This is a genomic window from Roseateles chitinivorans (assembly GCF_050632145.1).
Lineage (GTDB): Bacteria > Pseudomonadota > Gammaproteobacteria > Burkholderiales > Burkholderiaceae_C > Roseateles > Roseateles chitinivorans_B.
The window spans coordinates 6,424,761-6,441,759 of the sequence record NZ_CP192577.1 but is presented as its reverse complement, the minus strand read 5'-3'; the positions used below and the strand labels follow the sequence as shown (position 1 = coordinate 6,441,759).

Sequence of the window (16,999 nt, the reverse complement as noted above, 5' to 3'; positions counted from 1 at the left end):
TCGGAATTCTAGGTGTGCCCGAAAAACCGGCTCGGCGGCATGCCGACCGTCCTTGTGACCATCGCGGTGAAGGCGCTGGCGCTGGCGTAGCCGAGCTCCGCGGCGATGACCTGCATCGGCTTGCGGTGCGCCGCGAGCCGCAGCGCCTCGGCCAGCAGCGCCTGCTGGCGCCACTGCGCATAGCTGCTGCCCAGCTCCTGGCGGAACAGGCGCGAGACGGTGCGCGCGCTCGCGCCGACCTCCGCCGCCCAGTCGTCCAGGCTGGCATGGCGCATCGGCTCGGCCAGCACGGCCTCGCAGAGGCGGCGCAGGCGCTTGTCGGTCGGCAGCGCGACGCCGAGCTGCAGGCTGGGCGCGCGGCGGATCTCGTCCAGGATCAGCTGGCCGATCCAGCCCTCGCGGTCGGCCACGGCCTTGTCCACGCTTGCGCCGGGCTCGACCTCGTCACGGGCGAGCTGCACCGCCAGTTCGCGCAGCAGCAGGGAGACCTCGAGGACGCGGTTCTCCGCCCAGACCTCGCCGTCGTCGGGCGGATCCAGCAGATAGAGCGTGCGCAGCTCGCAGCGCTCGACGGCCGTCACCGCATGGACCACGCCGGCCGGAATCCAGACGCCGCGCGACGCGGCACCAGGAAGGTGGCGCGGTCGGTGCTGACGCGCACGACCCCGGTCACCGAGAAGACGAACTGGCCCCAGGTGTGGAGGTGGGCCTGGATGTCCATGAAGCCGTCCAGGCTGCGCGACTTGGCCCGCACCGGACGCGCGGCGCTGGGTGCATAGCGACGCGGATCGAGCGGCGGCAGGCTGGTGCGCCGGGTGAGGGTGGGCGTCGGATGTGGCGTCAGGTGCTGGGTCGGACGGTCCATGGCGGAAACTCGACAGAACTTGTCCGGCTATCGTAATCCCGACGTGAAGGCCCTGTCACCATTCCGCCCATGAACACCGCCACCACCACCGCCAGCGGCTTTCCGGGACTGAGCCCCGAACAGAGCGCCGCCCAGAGCAGGACACGAGACATCCAGACCATCAGCCTGATCGGCCTGGCGCACGGCACCTCGCACTTCTTCCACATGCTGCTGCCGCCGCTGTTCCCGGTGTTCATGCGGGAGTTCGGGCTGAGCTATTCGGAGCTGGGCCTGCTGGTGACGATCTTCTTCGTGATCTCGGGCGTGGGGCAGGCGCTGTCGGGTTTCCTGGTCGACAAGACGGGGGCCCGGCCGGTGCTGTTCGCGGCGCTGAGCTGCTTCGTGCTGGCGTCGCTGGCGGCGGGCACGGCGCAGGGCTTCGCGGGCCTGGCGTTGGCCGCTGCGCTGGCGGGCCTGGGCAACTCGCCCTTCCATCCGGTGGACTTCACGATCCTGAACAAGCGGGTGTCGCAGCAGCGGCTGGGCCATGCGTTCTCGGTGCACGGCATCACCGGCAACCTCGGCTGGGCCGTGGCGCCGCTGCTGCTGATCTCGATGCATGAGGCGACCGGCCAATGGCGGCTGGGTTACGTCGCGACGTCGGCGTGGGCGTTGTTCGTGATCGCGCTGCTGGTCTTCAAGCGCGACGCGATCGACGACACGCAGGGCTCCTGGGGCCACGAGAAGGCCGGCGCGGCGAAGGCGCCGGTGGACGAGCATCCGATGGCCTTCCTGAAGCTGCCGTCGGTGTGGCTGTGCTTCTCGTTCTTCTTCTTCACGACCTCGGCGCTGAGCGCGATCCAGAGCTTCGCGTCGCCGGCGCTGTCGGCGATGTACGGCGTGAGCCTGGCGAGCACCGCCTTCGTGGTGACCGGCTACATGCTGGCCGGCGCCGCGGGCATGATCGTCGGCGGCTTCCTGGTGGCGAAGTCGCAGAACCTGGAGCGCAACATCGCCGGCGCGATGTTCGTCGCCGCGGCGCTGCTGGCCCTGACGGCCACGGGCTGGCTGCCGGCGACGGCGGCATTGATCGCCGCCGCGACGGCGGGCTTCGGCACCGGCCTGGCGGGTCCGTCGCGCGACATGCTGATCAAGCGCGCGGCGCCGCCCGGAGCGACGGGCCGCGTCTATGGCACGGTGTACTCCGGCCTGGACACCGGCTTCGCGGTGGCGGCGCCGATCTTCGGCGCGCTGATGGACCGCCACTGGAACAACGCCGTGTTCTTCGGCGCGTCGTTCGCGCTGCTGCTGGGCATCGGTGCGGCGAGCCTGGTGCGGCAGGGGAAGCGCTGACACCCTTCCGGGGGAAGTCGATCGGGGGTGTTGACGGCCAGGCAAGACTTGACCCCGGAAGGCGCCGGTCCGCAAGTCGCATCCGCGCCGCAACAGGGGACATCCCGCCCGCTTGCAATGGCGGGGCCGCTCGCTACAGTCGTCCGTCATGGATCAGCACCGCACCGTCCGCCGCCCCGCCGGGCACGTCCTCGTCGAGGCCCTGATCGAGCAAGGCATCCAGGAGGTCTTCGGCGTGCCGGGCGAGAGCTACCTCGCGGTCCTCGACGGCTTCCACGAGCATCGCGAGCGCATCCGCTTCATCGGCTGCCGGCAGGAAGGCGGCGCCGCCTTCATGGCCGATGCGCAGGGCAAGCTGACCGGCCGGCCCGGCGTGTGCTTCGTCACCCGCGGGCCCGGTGCCACCAACGCCAGCATCGGGCTGCACACGGCCTTCCAGGATTCGACGCCGATGGTCCTGTTCATCGGGCAGGTGGCGTCCGACCAGCGCGATCGCGAAGCGTTCCAGGAAGTCGACTACCGCCAGATGTTCGGCCCCGGCACGCTGGGCATGGCGAAGTGGGTCGGCGAGGTGCACGACCCGCATCGCCTGCCCGAGTACGTCGCGCGCGCCTTCCACACCGCGATGCAGGGGCGGCCCGGACCGGTCGTGCTGGTGCTGCCCGAGGACATGCTGACGCAGCTCACCGACGCGCCGGTGCTGCCGCGCGCCAAGCCCGCCGTCGCGTGGCCGGCGCCGGCGGACCTCGTCGAGCTGCAGGCACGGCTCGAAGGCGCGCAGCGGCCGTTCGTCATCGCCGGCGGCGGCGGCTGGACCGCCGAGGCCTGCGCCGCGCTGCAGGACTTCGCCCATGCCTGGCAACTGCCGGTCGGCTGCGCCTTCCGGTTCCAGGACCTCTATGACAACCGCGACCCGCTGTATGCCGGCGATGTCGGCATCGGCATCAATCCGGCGCTGGCCAAGCGCATCGGCGAGGCGGACCTCGTCATCGCGATCGGCCCGCGGCTGGGCGAGATGACCACCGGCGGCTACACGCTGCTGAAGGCGCCGCGGCCCGCGCAGCAGCTGGTGCACATCCACGCCGGGTCCGAGGAGCTGGGCCGTGTCTATGCCGCCGACCAGATGATCCAGGCCAGCATGAGCGGCGCCGCGCTGGCGCTGCAGCAGCTGCGCCCGCCGGCGGACCAGGAGGAGCTGCCGTGGCGGCAGTGGTCGCGCGACGCGCACGCCGACTACCAGCGCAACCAGCAGGCGCTGCCGGTCGGCCCGATGGACCTCGCCGAGGTCATCCACCTGCTGGACCGGCTGCTGCCGGCCGAGACCATCTTCACCAACGGCGCCGGCAACTACAGCGGCTGGCTGCATCGTTTCCACCGCTACACGGCGCTGCATCAGGGCGGCCGCACGCAGCTCGCGCCCACCAGCGGGGCCATGGGCTACGGCTTTCCGGCCGCCGTGGCGGCGGCGCTGCTGCAGCGCGAGCGCTGGGTCGTCAACATCGCCGGCGACGGCGATTTCCTGATGACCGGCCAGGAGATGTCGACCGCGATGGCGCACGGCGCGCGGCGGCTGATCTGCCTGGTCGTCGACAACGGCAGCTACGGCACCATCCGCATGCACCAGGAGCGCGAGTATCCCGGCCGCGTCAGCGGCAGCGACCTGCACAACCCGGACTTCGCCGCGCTGGCGCGCGCCTACGGCTGGGCGGCCTTCACTGCGGCCCGCACCGAGGACGTCGAGCCCGCGCTGCGGCAGGCGCTCTCGTCGCAGGTCCCGACGCTGATCCACCTGAAGCTGCCCGTCGAGATCTCCACCTCGCGTGCGACGCTCAGCAGCATCCGTGAAGCGGCGCTGAAGCGGAAGTCCGCGTGACGTCGATGGCTGCTGCCGCCTCTGACGGAGAATCGACCCATGTCTGAACCTATTCCTTTCGCCCTGCGCGGCGAATACATCGAACTCGACAAGCTGCTCAAGGCCACCTCGCTGGCCAGCAGCGGCGGCGAGGCCCGGCACTTCATCTCCGAGGGCCAGGTGCGCGTCGACGGTCAGGTCGATCTGCGCAAGACCGCCAAGATCCGCGCCGGCCAGGTGGTCGAGTTCAACGGCGAACGCATCGAGATCCTGAACGACCCGGAGGAATGACCCGATGACCAGTCCCAGTGCCTCGACCCGCGCCGCGATCCGTTTCTCGACCTGCGACCTCTGCGATTCGCTGAAGGCGGACACCAGCGGCGACACGCGCTGGCTGCCGGGCAGCCGGTATCGCAGCTACGGTGGCCATCCGCGCTTCGCCGGCCCTGTGGCGACGGTGCGATGCCTGGACGACAACTCGCAGGTCAAGGCGGCCGTGGAGAGCTTCGGCGCGGGACGGGTGCTGGTCGTGGACGGCGGCGGCTCGCTGCGGCGATCGCTGCTGGGCGGCAACCTTGCGGTCAGCGCGGCGAAGAACGGCTGGGCCGGCGTGCTGGTCCACGGCGCGGTGCGCGACCTCGAGGAACTGCGCGCGGCCGCCGTCGGCATTTTCGCGCTGGGTCATGTCCCGATGCCGACCGAGCGTCGCGAGCAGGGCCTGTCGGACCAGCCCGTCCAGATCGACGGCGTCTGGATCCGGCCGGGCGATTGGCTCTATGCCGACGAGGACGGCGTCGTCGTCACGCCGGCGGCGGTGCACGCGGCGGGCTGACCGGGCTCACCGCCGGGGGCGAGGCGGGCCGGGTCAGACCCCGGGCGCCGCGGCCCGCGCGGCGATCCATCCGGACAGCGCCTCGGCCGCCATCGGCCGGCCGAACAGCCAGCCCTGCGCCGCGTCGCAGCCCATGGCGACGAGGATGTCGCGCTGCCCCTCGGTCTCCACGCCTTCCGCGACCACCGTCAACCCGAGTGACCGCCCGATGCCGATCACGGCGCTCGACAGCGCGCGGTCGTCGGCGTCCTGCTCCAGATCCCGCACGAAGCTCTTGTCCAGCTTCAGCTCGGTCACCGGCAGCCGCTTCAGGTAGCTCAGGCTCGAATAGCCGGTGCCGAAGTCGTCCACCGACACGCCGACCCCCATCTCGTGGAGCTGCTGCAGCTGTTCGCGCGGACGGCTGGTGTCGTCGAGCATCAGGCGTTCGGTCACCTCCAGCGTCAGGTCGCTGGCCGCGAGTCCGTGCTTCGCGAGCAGGGCCCGCGCGTGCGCGGCGACGTCGTCCTGGTGGAAACGTTGCGGCGAGACGTTGACCGACATCCCCGGCACCGCGATGCCCTCGGACCGCCAGCGCGCCAGCTGCGCGCAGGCGTGCGCCAGCACCCAGGCGTCCAGCGCATTGATCAGGCCGCTTTCCTCGGCCACCGGGATGAAGCGGTCCGGCGGCACCCAGCCGCGTGCGGTGTCGTGCCAGCGCAGCAGCGCCTCGACGCCCACCAGCGCACGGTCGGTCAGGCGGACCTTGGGCTGGAAGTGCAACTGCAGCAGCTGGTTGGACAAGGCGTGGCGCAGCGCGGCCTCGATGTCGAGCCGTTCGTCCAGTGCCTGGTTCATCGCATGCAGGAAGAAGCGCGCGCAGTCGCGACCGGCGCGCTTGGCCTCGTACATCGCGATGTCGGCGTTCTTCAGCAACTGGTCGAGGTCGAGACCGTCGCGCGGATAGGCGCAGACGCCGATGCTGGCCGTCATCTGCACGCGGGCGTGGCTGTCGTCGAGCGGGATCGGGGCCTCGAGCGCCGCGCGCAGCTTGGCGGCGACATGCATCGCGTCCTCGGCGGAGCAGCCCGGCAGCAGCGCGACGAATTCGTCGCCGCCAAGCCGCGCCAGCGTGTCGCTGTCGCGCAGCGAGCCCAGCAGCCGCGCGGAGATGTGCTTCAGCACCTGGTCGCCGACCGCGTGGCCGAGCGAGTCGTTGACGGTCTTGAAACGGTCGATGTCGAGCAGCAGCAGCGCGGCCGGCGCCTCGGTGCGCGAGGACTGCATCAGCGTCTGCCGGGCCCGGTCGGCCAGCAGGGTGCGGTTGGGCAGGCCGGTGACGCCGTCGAAATAGGCCAGACGCTCGATCTCGCGCTGGTGGCGGTCGTGCATGAACGCGATCTGGCACAGCTGCGTGCAGGCCTGGACCATCCGGCGGTGGAAGGGGGCGGCGGCGCGCGGTTCGCGGTAGTACAGCGCGAAGGTGGCGACGACCTGCTCGGTGCCCAGCAGGATGGGCGTCGACCAGCAGGCCGCCAGCCCATGCGACCGCGCGAGCTCGCGGAAGTCCGTCCAGAGCGGGTCATTGTCGATGTCGGTCACCTCGACCGGCTGCCGGCGCCAGGCGGCGGTGCCGCAGGAGCCGGCCTGCGGGCCGATCGAGAAGCCCTCCAGCGCGCCGCTGAACGAGGTCGGCAGGCTGGGCGCGGCCAGCGGGTGCACGCGGCCGTCCTCGTCCACCGTCAGCACGGAGCAGATCACCTCCGGCGCCAGGGTCTCGACGGCCCGGCACAGCAGGTCCATCACCGCCGCCAGCGGGCGCCGAGCGCGACGGCTTCCAGCACGTCGCGCTGCAGGTGGTCGATGTCGGCCTGCTCGTCGGTTCTTGTCGCGTGCTGTTCTCGCATCGCTGCTCCCTGTATCCCGGAAGCATCGCAGGCCCGACGCCTGACGGCAAGGGCCTCAGCGCAGGACGTCGAGCAGCCGGTCCAGTCCGCCGTCGTTGATGGCGACCATCGCCTGCTCGCGGACCTTGGGCTTGGCGTGGTACGCGACGGAGAGTCCGGCGGCGCCCATCATCGGCAGGTCGTTCGCGCCGTCGCCGACGGCGATGCATTGCGCGGGCGTCGCGCCGACCTGTCCGGCGCAGGCCAGCATCATGCGGCGCTTCTCCTCGCCGTCGCAGATGTCGCCCCAGTCCTGCATCACGAGGCCGCCGGTCAGGCGGCCGTCGACGATCTCCAGTTCGTTGCTGCGGACGAAGTCCATGCCGAGTTCGGCGGCGACGAAGCGGGTGAAGTAGGTGAAGCCGCCGGAGACCAGCACCAGCTTCAGGCCGGCGGCCTTGAGCGCGGCGCACAGCTCGCGCGCGCCGGGATTGAAGGTGAGCCGTTCGCGCAGCACCTGCGCCAGCGCATCCTCGCCGACGCCCTTCAGCAGCGCGAGGCGGCGGCGCAGGCTGTCCTTGAAGTCGGTGATCTCGCCGCGCATGGCGGCCTCGGTGATCGCGGCGACCTCGTCCTTGCGGCCGGCGGCGGCGGCGATCTCGTCGATGCACTCGATCGAGATCAGCGTCGAGTCCATGTCGAAGGCGGCGAGCTTGAAGTCGCTCAGCGCCAGCGGCGGCGTGAAGCCCTGCAGGACGAGCGGGGAGAGGGATGCCGTGGAGGGCGACGAGGTGGTCATGCGAGCGCGGTCTTGAATGCGGAAGGCCCCCGCCGATGATCACTTGGATCAGTTGGCGGGGACGGGCGGGAGCTTAGCGCACTCGCCGGAGCGGGCCTCAGCGCGCATGAGCCACGGCGTAGCGGGCGGCCGGCGCTTGGGACATCCAGGCTGCTGCCGGCAGGGACAGGTCGACCAGGTCCGCGTCACGGCCACCCCGATGGGAGCGGTACATCGCCGCGGGTTCGGCGACGCCGGGAGCACGTCGATGGTGGGCGATCTCGGGAACGTTCCAGCTCTCCAGCTTCAGACCTCCGATGTGGGACATCGCCTTGTCATTGCTGATCAGGGTCGCTCCGACCGCCATCGCGTGAGCGGCGATGGCCATGTCGAGCTCTCCCGGACCCCGGCCGATCCGTTCCAACTGAGTCCTGATGCAGGCGTAGAGATCGGAGAACCACAGACCATCGTGCAGGTACTCGACCCGGATACGGCGCATCAGCTCCCGCAAACGCAACTCCTTGCTGGGGGAGTGCGTCTTCTCCAGGCCGTAGAAGATTTCTGCCTGAACGATCACGCTGATCGCGATCCGACCCTGGAGCGCGTCGAACCTCTCCTGGCAGTAGAGGCGCCGTGCCTTGCCGGGCGGGTCGATGAGGTAGCTCACGATGTTCGTGTCGAGCATGTACAGCGGTTCAGCGCGAGACATGGCGGGCCTCCCAGGCTTCGAAGCGCACGCGGCGGATGAGGTCCACCTCCGGTCCATCCCCCAATCGTCCAGCCCGAGGACTCGCATCCGGACGGGCTTGCCGTAGTTCTCGGGCAGGTAGGGACAGGTCTCGCAGCCCTCGCGCGCGTGCACTTCCAGGCGGCCGATCCGCCGTGCCTCGCGCAGACACAGGCTGAGGGGATCCGTCCCGACATCCAGATAATCCGGCGGCAGGTGTGGGCACGCGAGGCAGGTCCTGGCGTACTCGCGCCCCCGGTACTTCCCCGCGATCTCGGCATCGCGCGCGGCCTCCCAGGCGTCGTCTTCCGCTTGTTCCCGCGCGAGGCGGGCCGCCATCGATTCGATGGGTTGGCCCGTCGTTGAGAGGGGCAGGTGTTGATGCATCGGCATCTCCAGAAGTTGAGAAGCCGTCAGTCTAGGAAGCGGTTCCTCCGCCGTCATTGACTCGAACTGGTGGACGTGCCGGACGTCTTCCAGCAATTCAAGTGAGGTCCACTCACCTCTCCGGATTGCCATGGAAAACGGCGGCCGGAGCCGCCGTTTCATCATTGCAAGGCGGGCCCTCGATCAGGCCTGCGCCACCGGCGCGCCGAGCAGCCGCAGCACCTCGCGCACTGCCTGCGCGCGGTCCTTCGGATCGGTGAGCGCCTTGTCGATGCGCAGCTTCTCGTTGCCCACCAGCTTGATGTTGCGGTTCTTCTGCACCAGCTCGATGACGCGCATCGGATCGATCGGCGGATTGGGCCGGAAGTTGATGTTGATGACACTGGGCGCCGCGTCGATCTTCAGCACGCCGTAGGGCTTGGCCAGCACGCGCAGGCGGTGCGTGTCGAACAGCGTCTGGCCCTGCGCGGGCAGCTTGCCGAAGCGGTCGGTGACCTCCTCGAGCATCGCGTCGATCTGCTCGGCGCGGTCCGCCGTCGCCAGCCGCTTGTACAGCGACAGCCGCTGGTGCACGTCGCCGCAGTAGGCGTCGGGCAGCAGCGCGGGCGCGTGCAGGTTGATCTCGGTGGTCGCCGACAACGGGCTGAGCAGGTCCGGCTCGCGGCCGGCCTTGAGCGAACGCACGGCCTCCGACAGCATCTCGTTGTAGAGCTGGAAACCGACCTCCATCATGTTGCCGCTCTGGTGCTCGCCGAGCACCTCGCCGGCGCCGCGGATCTCCAGGTCGTGCATCGCGAGGTAGAAGCCCGAGCCCAGCTCCTCCATCGCCTGGATCGCCTCCAGCCGCTGCGCCGCCTGTTTCGTGAGGCCCTCAACGTCCGGCACCATCAGGTAGGCATAGGCCTGGTGGTGCGAACGCCCGACGCGGCCGCGCAGCTGGTGCAGCTGCGCCAGGCCGAACTTGTCGGCGCGGCTGATGACGATGGTGTTGGCGCTGGGCACGTCGATGCCGGTCTCGATGATGGTCGAGCACAACAGCACGTTGTGCTTGCCGCCGACGAACTCGCGCATGACGCGCTCCAGCTCGCGTTCGGGCATCTGGCCGTGGGCGACGACGATGCGCGCCTCCGGCAGCAGCTCCTCGAGCTTCATGCGCCGGTTCTCGATGGTCTCGACCTCGTTGTGCAGGAAGTAGACCTGGCCGCCGCGCTTGAGCTCGCGCAGGATGGCCTCGCGGATGGTGCCGCTGGTCTCGCTGCGCACGAAGGTCTTGATCGCCAGGCGCCGCTGCGGCGCGGTGGCGATGACGCTCAGGTCGCGCAGTCCCTCCAGCGCCATGCCCAGCGTGCGCGGGATCGGCGTCGCGGTCAGCGTCAGCACGTCGACCTCCGCGCGCATCGCCTTCATCGCCTCCTTGTGGCGCACGCCGAAGCGGTGTTCCTCGTCGATGACCAGCAGCCCCAGGCGCTTGAACTTCACGTCGGCCGACAGCAGCTTGTGCGTGCCGATGACGATGTCGATCGAGCCGTCGGCCAGGCCTTCCATCGCCGCCTTGATCTCCTTGGCGGAGCGGAAGCGGCTCATCTCGGCGACCTTCACCGGCCAGCGGCCGAAGCGGTCGGCGATGTTCTGGTAGTGCTGCTCGGCCAGCAGCGTCGTCGGTGCCAGCAGCGCGACCTGCTTGCCGCCCATCACCGCGACGAAGGCGGCGCGCAGCGCGACCTCGGTCTTGCCGAAGCCGACGTCGCCGCAGACCAGCCGGTCCATCGGCTTGGGGCTGATCATGTCCTGGATGACGGCGTGGATCGCGGCGCGCTGGTCGGGCGTCTCCTCGAAGCCGAAGCTCGCGGCGAAGGCCTCGTAGTCGTGCGGCGAGTAGCGGAAGGCATGGCCCTCGCGCGCGGCGCGGCGGGCGTAGAGGTTGAGCAGTTCGGCCGCCGTGTCGCGCACCTGTTCGGCGGCCTTGCGCTTGGCCTTGTCCCACTGGCCCGAGCCGAGGCGGTGCAGCGGCGCTTCTTCGGCGCTGACGCCGGTGTAGCGGCTGATCAGGTGCAGCTGCGCGACGGGCACGTACAGCGTGGCCTTGTCGGCGTACTCCAGGTGCAGGAACTCGCTGGGACCGTCGCCCAGGTCGATGTTGATCAGGCCGAGGTAGCGGCCGATGCCGTGGTTCGTGTGCACGACCGGATCGCCGACCTTGAGCTCGGACAGGTCCTTGATCAGCGCGTTGACGTCGCTGACCTGCTCCTGCTTGCGGCGCCGGCGCGTGGTGGGCGTGGTCGCGAAGAGCTCGGTCTCGGTGAACAGCTGGATCTGGCGGCCCTCGTCGGGTTCGAACCAGAAGAAGCCGGCGGCCAGCGGCGCGGCGGTGATCGCGAAGCGCTCGTCCTTGTTGGCCTCGAACTCGGCGAGGTCCTTCACCGACGGCGGATCGATCTTGTTGTCGCGCAGCAGCTCGAGCAGGCTTTCACGGCGGCCTTCGCTCTCGGCGAGCAGCAGCACGCGGAAGTCGGTGGACTTCAAGTGCGCGGCCAGGCGCGCGAGCGGCTCCTGCGCCCCGCGCTCGACGCTGACGTCGGGCAGCGGACGCGCGTAGTCGACGGCCTCGTGGCCGCGCACGGCCAGCACCGCGTGGCGGTGCGTCGCGGTGAAGAACTCCTCGGGCCGCAGGAAGATCTCCTCGGGCGCGAGGATGGGTCGGTCGGGATCGTGCTGCAGGAAGCGGTGGCGCTCGCGCGTGTCGGTCCAGTAGCGCTGCAGCGCCTCGTCGACCTCGCCGTGCAGGACCAGGCCCGCCTCGGCGCTCACGTAGTCGAACACGCTGGCGACCTCGTCGAAGAACAGCGGCAGGTAGTACTCGATGCCGCCGGTGGCCAGGCCCGTGTCGATGTCCTTGTAGATGCGCGACTTGGTCGGGTCGCCGTCCATCTTCTCGCGCCAGCGGGCGCGGAAGGCCTTGCGCGAGGCCTCGTCCATCGGGAACTCGCGCCCGGGCAGCAGGCGAACCTCGGGCACCGGGTACAGCGAGCGCTGCGAGTCCGGATCGAAGACGCGGATCGAGTCCACCTCGTCGCCGAACAGGTCCACGCGGTAGGGCACCAGCGAGCCCATCGGGTAGAGGTCGATCAGGCCGCCGCGCACGGCGTACTCGCCGGGCGAGACGACCTGGCTGACGTGCTGGTAGCCGCCCAGGGTCAGCTGCTGCTTCAGGCCGGCCTCGTCCAGACGCTGCTTCTGGCGGAAGTTGAAGGTGGTCGCGGCGAGGAAGGACGGCGGCGCCAGCCGCGTCAGCGCGGTCGTCGCGGGCAGCAGCACGACGTCGAGGTCGCGCTCGGCGACCGGCTTGCCGTTGGCCTGCAGCAGCCGCCACAGCGTGGCCAGCCGCTCGGAGATCAGGTCCTGGTGCGGGCTGAAGCTGTCATAGGGCAGGGTCTCCCAGTCGGGGAAGACGGCCACGCGCAGTTCGGGCGCGAAGAACTTGAGCTCGTCCTCCAGGCGCTGCGTGTCGCCGGGTTCGGCGGTGACGACCAGCGTCAGGCGGCCGGCCGCCAGCTGCTGCCGCGCGAAGCGGGCGAGCAGCAGCGCGTCGGCGGAGCCGGTGGGGCGGGGCAGGGTGAAGCGTTTGCCGGGGGAGATCGTGGACAGCTGCATGGCGCACAAATGAGGACGGCCCCGGAAAGGGGCCCGCCGGAATTGTAGGGAGGCCGCCGCGACACGGCGTGACAGGAGCGACAAGAGCAGTCGGCGTACCCGGCGCGCGGGTCGTGTGAGCCGCGGCGGCGGCGCGCGCGCTGGCGCCGACGCCGGCTCAGCCCGCCGAGGCGATGGGAATCGACCGGCGGGCCTCGCGCATCGATACCGGCGCCACGTCGAGGCTGCGCGCCCGCAACTGCCCGCAGCCGCCGTCGACGTCCTGCCCGGCCGAATCGCGCAGCTTCGTCAGCACGCCGCGCTGGTGCAGCCGCCGGGCGATGTCGCGCGCCTTGTCCCAGTCCGGCCGCGCGTACGGCAGCTCGGGCACGCTGTTGTACGGGATCATGTTCAGCACGCCGTACCTGCCCTTGAGCAGCTCGACGATGCCGTCGAGTTCATCCTCGCCGTCGTTGACCCCGTCGATCAGCGTCCACTGGTACTGGATCGGATACCCGGTCTCGCGGGCGTAGCGCTCGCCCGCCTCGACGAGCTCGCGCGGCGTGAGGCGCGGCGCACGAGGCAGCAGTTCGCGGCGCAGGTCCGGCTTGGTCGTGTGCAGCGACAGCGCCAGCGCCGGCTTCACCGGTCCCGCGGCCAGGCGCTCGAAGGCGCGCAGGTCTCCGACCGTCGAGAACACCAGGTTCTTGTGGCCGAGGTTGCCTTCGAGCCCCAGCAGCTCGATGGCTTCCATGACCGCCTCCAGGTTGTGCGACGGCTCGCCCATGCCCATGAACACCACCTTCTTCACCGCGCGCTCGCGCCGCGCCAGCGCCACCTGGGCGACGATCTCGGCGCTCGTGACCTGCCGCAGCAGGCCGTCCTTGCCGGTCATGCAGAAGCGGCAACCCACCGCGCAGCCGACCTGGCTCGACACGCACAGGCCGTCGCGCGGCAGCAGCACGCTCTCGACGGTCAGGCCGTCCTTGAGTCCCACCAGCAGCCGTGCCGAGCCGTCCTCGCCCGGATGGCGCTCGATCAGCGTGGCCAGGCCGTGCAGCTCGTCCATCAGCGCCGGCAGCGCGTCGCGCACCGCCTGCGGCAGATAGTGCTCCAGCTTGCGTCGGCCCTCGGTCAGCGGCCGGGCCTGGACCCAGTGACGCAGCACGCGCCCCGCGTGCGCCTCGTTGGCGCCGAGCGCGCTCAGGCGGCGGTGGATGTCGGCGATGGCGAACACGGCATTCGGAGCAGGGGCGGCTGAAGGCTGGAGTTTCGCCGATCCCTACAATCGACCCCATGAGTTCCTTTCCGATCGGTCTCGCGCCGCGCTGCTTCGCGCTGGTGCCGGCCGCGGGCGTCGGCAGCCGTTCCGGCGCCGACCGCCCCAAGCAGTACGTCCCGCTCGCCGGCCGCGCCATGATCGCGCACACGCTGGCGGCGCTGGGCGCCGTCCCTCGCATCGAGGCCACGCTGGTCGTGCTCTCGCCCGACGATGACCAGTTCGAATCCGCCGTCCCCGGCTTTGAAGGCGAACGCGGCTGGATCGCGCGCACCGGCGGCGCGACGCGCGCCGACACGGTCGCCGCCGGCTTGCAGGATTTGCGCGAACGTGGCGCCCAACCGCATGACTGGGTGCTGGTCCACGACGCCGCCCGCTGCCTGCTCCGCCCGGAATGGGTCGAGGCGCTGATCGCGGCCTGCGACGACGACGAGGTCGGCGGCCTGCTCGCACTGCCCGTGGCCGACACGCTCAAGGACGCGGTGGCCGCGAGCCCGGGCACGGACCCCGGCGCGTCGCCGTCGCTGCGCGTCGCCGCCACCGTCGACCGTCGCGGCAAGTGGGCCGCGCAGACGCCGCAGATGTTCCGCCTCGGCCTGCTGATGCCCGCGCTGGCCGGCCCGCTGGACGGCATCACCGACGAGGCCAGCGCGATCGAGGCCCTCGGCCACGCGCCCCGGCTGGTCGAAGCCTCCATGGAGAATTTCAAGGTCACCTATCCCGCCGACTTCGCGTTGGCCGAACGCCTGCTGAGGAGCCGCGCATGACTGTCGAATCCGATGACGATATCCAGGGCCTGAAGGCCGCCGGCGAAGCCGTCGCCACCGTGCTGCGCCGCATGCTGGACGCGATCCGGCCCGGCATGACGACGCTGGAGCTCGACCAGATGGGCGAGCGCTGGCTGACCGAGTTCGGCGCGAAGTCCGCGCCGCGCGTGATGTACAACTTCCCCGGCGCCACCTGCATCTCGATCAACGAGCAGGCCGCGCACGGCATCCCCGGCGACCGCGTGATCCAGAAGGGCGACGTCGTCAACGTCGATGTCTCGGCCGAGCTGAACGGCTACTTCGGCGACACCGGCGGCACGCGCATCGTCCCGCCGACGACGCCGACCAAGACGCAGCTCGTCTTCGCCGCGCAGTACGCGCTCGAACAGGCGATGAAGGAAGTGAAGTCCGGCGCGCGGCTCAACCGCATCGGCCATGCGATCGAGCGCGTCGCCAGGGGGCACAAGTTCAAGATCATCGAGAACCTCTGCAGCCACGGCGTCGGCCGCTCGCTGCACGAGGAGCCCAAGAGCATCCCCGGCTACTACGACGCCAACGACACCCGCGTGCTCACCGAAGGCATGGTCATCACCATCGAGCCCTTCCTGTCGACCAAGAGCCGCTGGGTCGACGAGGAGGCCGACGGCTGGACCCTCTCCGGCGTCAAGGGCAACCTGTCCGCGCAGTTCGAGCACACGATGATCGTCACCCGCAACGGGCCAATCGTCGTGACGAACGCGCTGCCGCACTGAGCCCGGCTCCTTCGATCCGCCCGCTTTCCGCAGTCAACGCGACATCCACATGGTCCTGAATTTCCGCATCGGCGAGGGGTGGGACACCCACCAGCTCGTCACCGGCCGCCCGCTGATCCTGGGCGGCATCACGGTTCCGCACACGCACGGCCTGCTGGGCCATTCGGACGCCGACGCGCTCGCGCATGCGATCACCGATGCGCTGCTCGGCGCCGCCGCGCTGGGCGACATCGGCAAGCTGTTCCCCGACACCGCGGCCGAGTTCAAGGGCGCCGATTCGATGGTGCTGCTCGCCGAGGCCTACCGGCGCGTGAAGGACCTGGGGTGGGTGATCGGCAACCTCGACAGCACGATCATTGCGCAGCAGCCCAAGATGGCGCCGCACATCCCGCTGATGCGCCAGCGGCTCGCGGAGGTGCTGGGCATCGACGCCGGCCAGATCAACGTGAAGGCGAAGACGGCGGAGAAGATGGGGCCGGTCGGCGAGCTGAAGGCGATCGAGGCGCGGGCCGTCTGCCTGCTTGTCCGCGCTGCCGACTGAATCGCTCGCTCGGACTCCTCTCCCGCTTGCGGGAGAGGGAGCAAGAAAGGCCGGCTGACTGCGGTCAGACGCTCGCGCGCTTGAGCCGCAGCTGCGCGACGAAGCCGCTGTCGTCGGCGTTGGCCAGGCGCAGTTGCGCGCCCAGGCGCTGCACCGACTTCTCGACGATCGCCAGGCCCAGGCCGGCGCCGGTCGCCGCCGTGCGCGCGGTGTCGCCGCGGTAGAACGGCGTCGTCAGCTTCGCGAGCTTGTCCGGCGGCACGCCGGGCCCGTGATCGCGCACCGTCAGCAGCACCCAGGCGCTGTCCGCCTCGGCGGTGACTTCCACGCGTGTCGGCTCGTCGCCGTGATGGCCGTAGCGGCGCGCGTTCTCGAACAGGTTCAGCAGGATGCGGCCCAGCTCGGTCGGGTCGGTCCAGATGCGCAGCGCCGCGGACAGCCGCACGCTGATCTGGATCTGCTGCGGATCGCGGAAGCCCTGCGCCTCCCGCTCCACCAGCTCGCGCAGGTTGAGCGCCTGCAGCTGCAGCTCGCTCGGACGCGCGTAGTCCATGAACTTGTTGATGATCGCGTCGAGCTGGTCGATGTCCTGCGCGATGTAGGTCCGCGCCTGCTCGTCGTTGACGCTCATCTCCGCTTCCAGCCGCAGCCGCGCCAGCGGCGTGCGCAGGTCGTGCGAGATGCCCGCGAGCATCACGCTGCGGTCCTCTTCCATCTTGGCCAGCTCGCGCGCCATCCGGTTGAAGCCCATGTTGACCTCGCGGATCTCGCTGGTCAGGGTGCTTTCGTCGAGGCGCGAGTCGTATTCGCCCTCGCGGATGCGGCTCGCGGCGATCGACAGCTCGCGCAGCGGCTGGTTGATCAGGCGCGCGATCGCGGCCGCGCCCAGCAGCGACGCGCCCAGCGCGATCGCGATCCACCACCAGTTGCTGGAGATGTTGGCCTGCAGCGGCGCCGGGTTGGTCTGCAGCCAGAACTGGTCCGGCCCGACGTCGAATCTCACCCACAGCCCGGGCACCCCGTTCAGGCCGCTCGCGAGCACCGTCTGCGGCCCGAGCCGCGAGACCAGCTCCTTGCGCAGCCGCTGGGCGAAGGGCGAGTTCTCGTAGGGCAGCCAGCGGTCGGTCGCCTCGGCGACTTCCACGGACACGGCCTCGCTGCGCGCCAGCGACTTGACCACCGCCACGCGGTTGATCGCGTCGGTGCTGGACAGCGCCACGCGCGACAGGTTCACCAGGCCGGCCAGCTGCTGCGCCGCCTCGAGGGCCTTGGGTTCGGCCTCCAGGGCCTTGAAGGTCTGCTGCCAGGCGAGCACGCCCGCCGCCAGCAGCAAGGCCAGCAGCGCGAATGTGCGCCAGAACAGGTTCAGCGCCAGACGCGGGGGTGCCACGG

General features: G+C 70.3%; 15 protein-coding genes. 7 read left to right on the top strand and 8 right to left on the bottom strand.

Translation table 11 applies throughout. The annotated features are described in order from the left end of the window. Positions 1 to 8 precede the first annotated feature (8 nt). Together ACQ86G_RS29605 and ACQ86G_RS29600 are read right to left on the bottom strand one after the other, a co-directional pair. Positions 9 to 593: a helix-turn-helix domain-containing protein gene (locus ACQ86G_RS29605; protein ID WP_431258596.1), complete on the bottom strand. Its 585-nt coding sequence runs from the start codon at positions 591 to 593 to the stop codon at positions 9 to 11. After that, positions 578 to 865 (bottom strand): hypothetical protein, encoded by a 288-nt coding sequence (locus tag ACQ86G_RS29600; protein WP_431258595.1) that lies wholly within the window; start codon positions 863 to 865, stop codon positions 578 to 580. Before ACQ86G_RS29600 ends, ACQ86G_RS29605 begins: the two co-directional genes overlap by 16 nt. 69 nt (positions 866 to 934) lie before the next feature. Here ACQ86G_RS29600 and ACQ86G_RS29595 point away from each other — a divergent pair, with 69 nt between their 5' ends. From ACQ86G_RS29595 to rraA, 4 genes are all read left to right on the top strand, one after another. After that, positions 935 to 2,197, top strand: a complete 1,263-nt coding sequence (locus ACQ86G_RS29595) for an MFS transporter (protein WP_431258594.1) — start codon at positions 935 to 937, stop codon at positions 2,195 to 2,197. 148 nt (positions 2,198 to 2,345) lie between these two features. Next, a complete protein-coding gene (locus ACQ86G_RS29590) occupies positions 2,346 to 4,070 on the top strand; it encodes a thiamine pyrophosphate-binding protein (protein ID WP_431258593.1) in 1,725 nt (574 codons plus the stop codon). Positions 4,071 to 4,109: 39 nt separating this feature from the next. Next, positions 4,110 to 4,340 (top strand): RNA-binding S4 domain-containing protein, encoded by a 231-nt coding sequence (locus ACQ86G_RS29585; RefSeq protein ID WP_421036040.1) that lies wholly within the window; start codon positions 4,110 to 4,112, stop codon positions 4,338 to 4,340. A 4-nt stretch (positions 4,341 to 4,344) separates the two neighbouring features. Beyond that, positions 4,345 to 4,881, top strand: a complete 537-nt coding sequence (gene rraA, locus ACQ86G_RS29580) for a ribonuclease E activity regulator RraA (protein ID WP_431258592.1) — start codon at positions 4,345 to 4,347, stop codon at positions 4,879 to 4,881. Between the two features lie 33 nt (positions 4,882 to 4,914). On the opposite strand, the gene ACQ86G_RS29575 is transcribed toward rraA, so the two are convergent. The 5 genes from ACQ86G_RS29575 to ACQ86G_RS29555 form a co-directional block, all read right to left on the bottom strand. Continuing rightward, entirely contained in the window at positions 4,915 to 6,663 is a 1,749-nt protein-coding gene (locus ACQ86G_RS29575) for a bifunctional diguanylate cyclase/phosphodiesterase (protein ID WP_431258591.1), read from the bottom strand. A 159-nt stretch (positions 6,664 to 6,822) separates the two neighbouring features. Next, complete coding sequence (gene serB, locus ACQ86G_RS29570) at positions 6,823 to 7,545, bottom strand: phosphoserine phosphatase SerB (RefSeq protein ID WP_431258590.1); 723 nt, start codon at positions 7,543 to 7,545, stop codon at positions 6,823 to 6,825. A gap of 97 nt (positions 7,546 to 7,642) precedes the next feature. After that, positions 7,643 to 8,638 (bottom strand): PIN domain-containing protein, encoded by a 996-nt coding sequence (locus ACQ86G_RS29565; protein ID WP_431258589.1) that lies wholly within the window; start codon positions 8,636 to 8,638, stop codon positions 7,643 to 7,645. Between the two features lie 183 nt (positions 8,639 to 8,821). Next, the gene (gene mfd / locus ACQ86G_RS29560) at positions 8,822 to 12,289 is read right to left on the bottom strand and encodes a transcription-repair coupling factor (protein ID WP_431258588.1); all 3,468 of its coding nucleotides are present in this window, start codon (positions 12,287 to 12,289) and stop codon (positions 8,822 to 8,824) included. 157 nt (positions 12,290 to 12,446) lie between these two features. Further along, the gene (locus tag ACQ86G_RS29555) at positions 12,447 to 13,505 is read right to left on the bottom strand and encodes an RNA methyltransferase (RefSeq protein ID WP_431258587.1); all 1,059 of its coding nucleotides are present in this window, start codon (positions 13,503 to 13,505) and stop codon (positions 12,447 to 12,449) included. 59 nt (positions 13,506 to 13,564) lie between these two features. On the opposite strand from ACQ86G_RS29555, the gene ispD reads away from it, so the two are divergent. From ispD to ispF, 3 genes are read left to right on the top strand one after another with little or no spacing between them, the layout of a single operon-like run. Further along, the gene (gene ispD / locus ACQ86G_RS29550; protein ID WP_431258586.1) at positions 13,565 to 14,314 is read left to right on the top strand and encodes a 2-C-methyl-D-erythritol 4-phosphate cytidylyltransferase; all 750 of its coding nucleotides are present in this window, start codon (positions 13,565 to 13,567) and stop codon (positions 14,312 to 14,314) included. Next, on the top strand, positions 14,311 to 15,066 hold the full coding sequence (gene map, locus ACQ86G_RS29545; protein WP_431258585.1) for a type I methionyl aminopeptidase: 756 nt from the start codon (positions 14,311 to 14,313) through the stop codon (positions 15,064 to 15,066). Before ispD ends, map begins: the two co-directional genes overlap by 4 nt. A gap of 49 nt (positions 15,067 to 15,115) precedes the next feature. Then, positions 15,116 to 15,607, top strand: a complete 492-nt coding sequence (ispF, locus tag ACQ86G_RS29540; RefSeq protein WP_431258584.1) for a 2-C-methyl-D-erythritol 2,4-cyclodiphosphate synthase — start codon at positions 15,116 to 15,118, stop codon at positions 15,605 to 15,607. 64 nt (positions 15,608 to 15,671) lie between these two features. Here the strand turns inward: ispF and ACQ86G_RS29535 are convergent, their stop codons facing one another. Continuing rightward, positions 15,672 to 16,997 carry an ATP-binding protein gene (locus ACQ86G_RS29535; protein ID WP_331613380.1) on the bottom strand — a complete coding sequence of 442 codons (1,326 nt, stop codon included), beginning with the start codon at positions 16,995 to 16,997 and terminating at the stop codon, positions 15,672 to 15,674. Between the last annotated feature and the right edge of the window lie 2 nt (positions 16,998 to 16,999).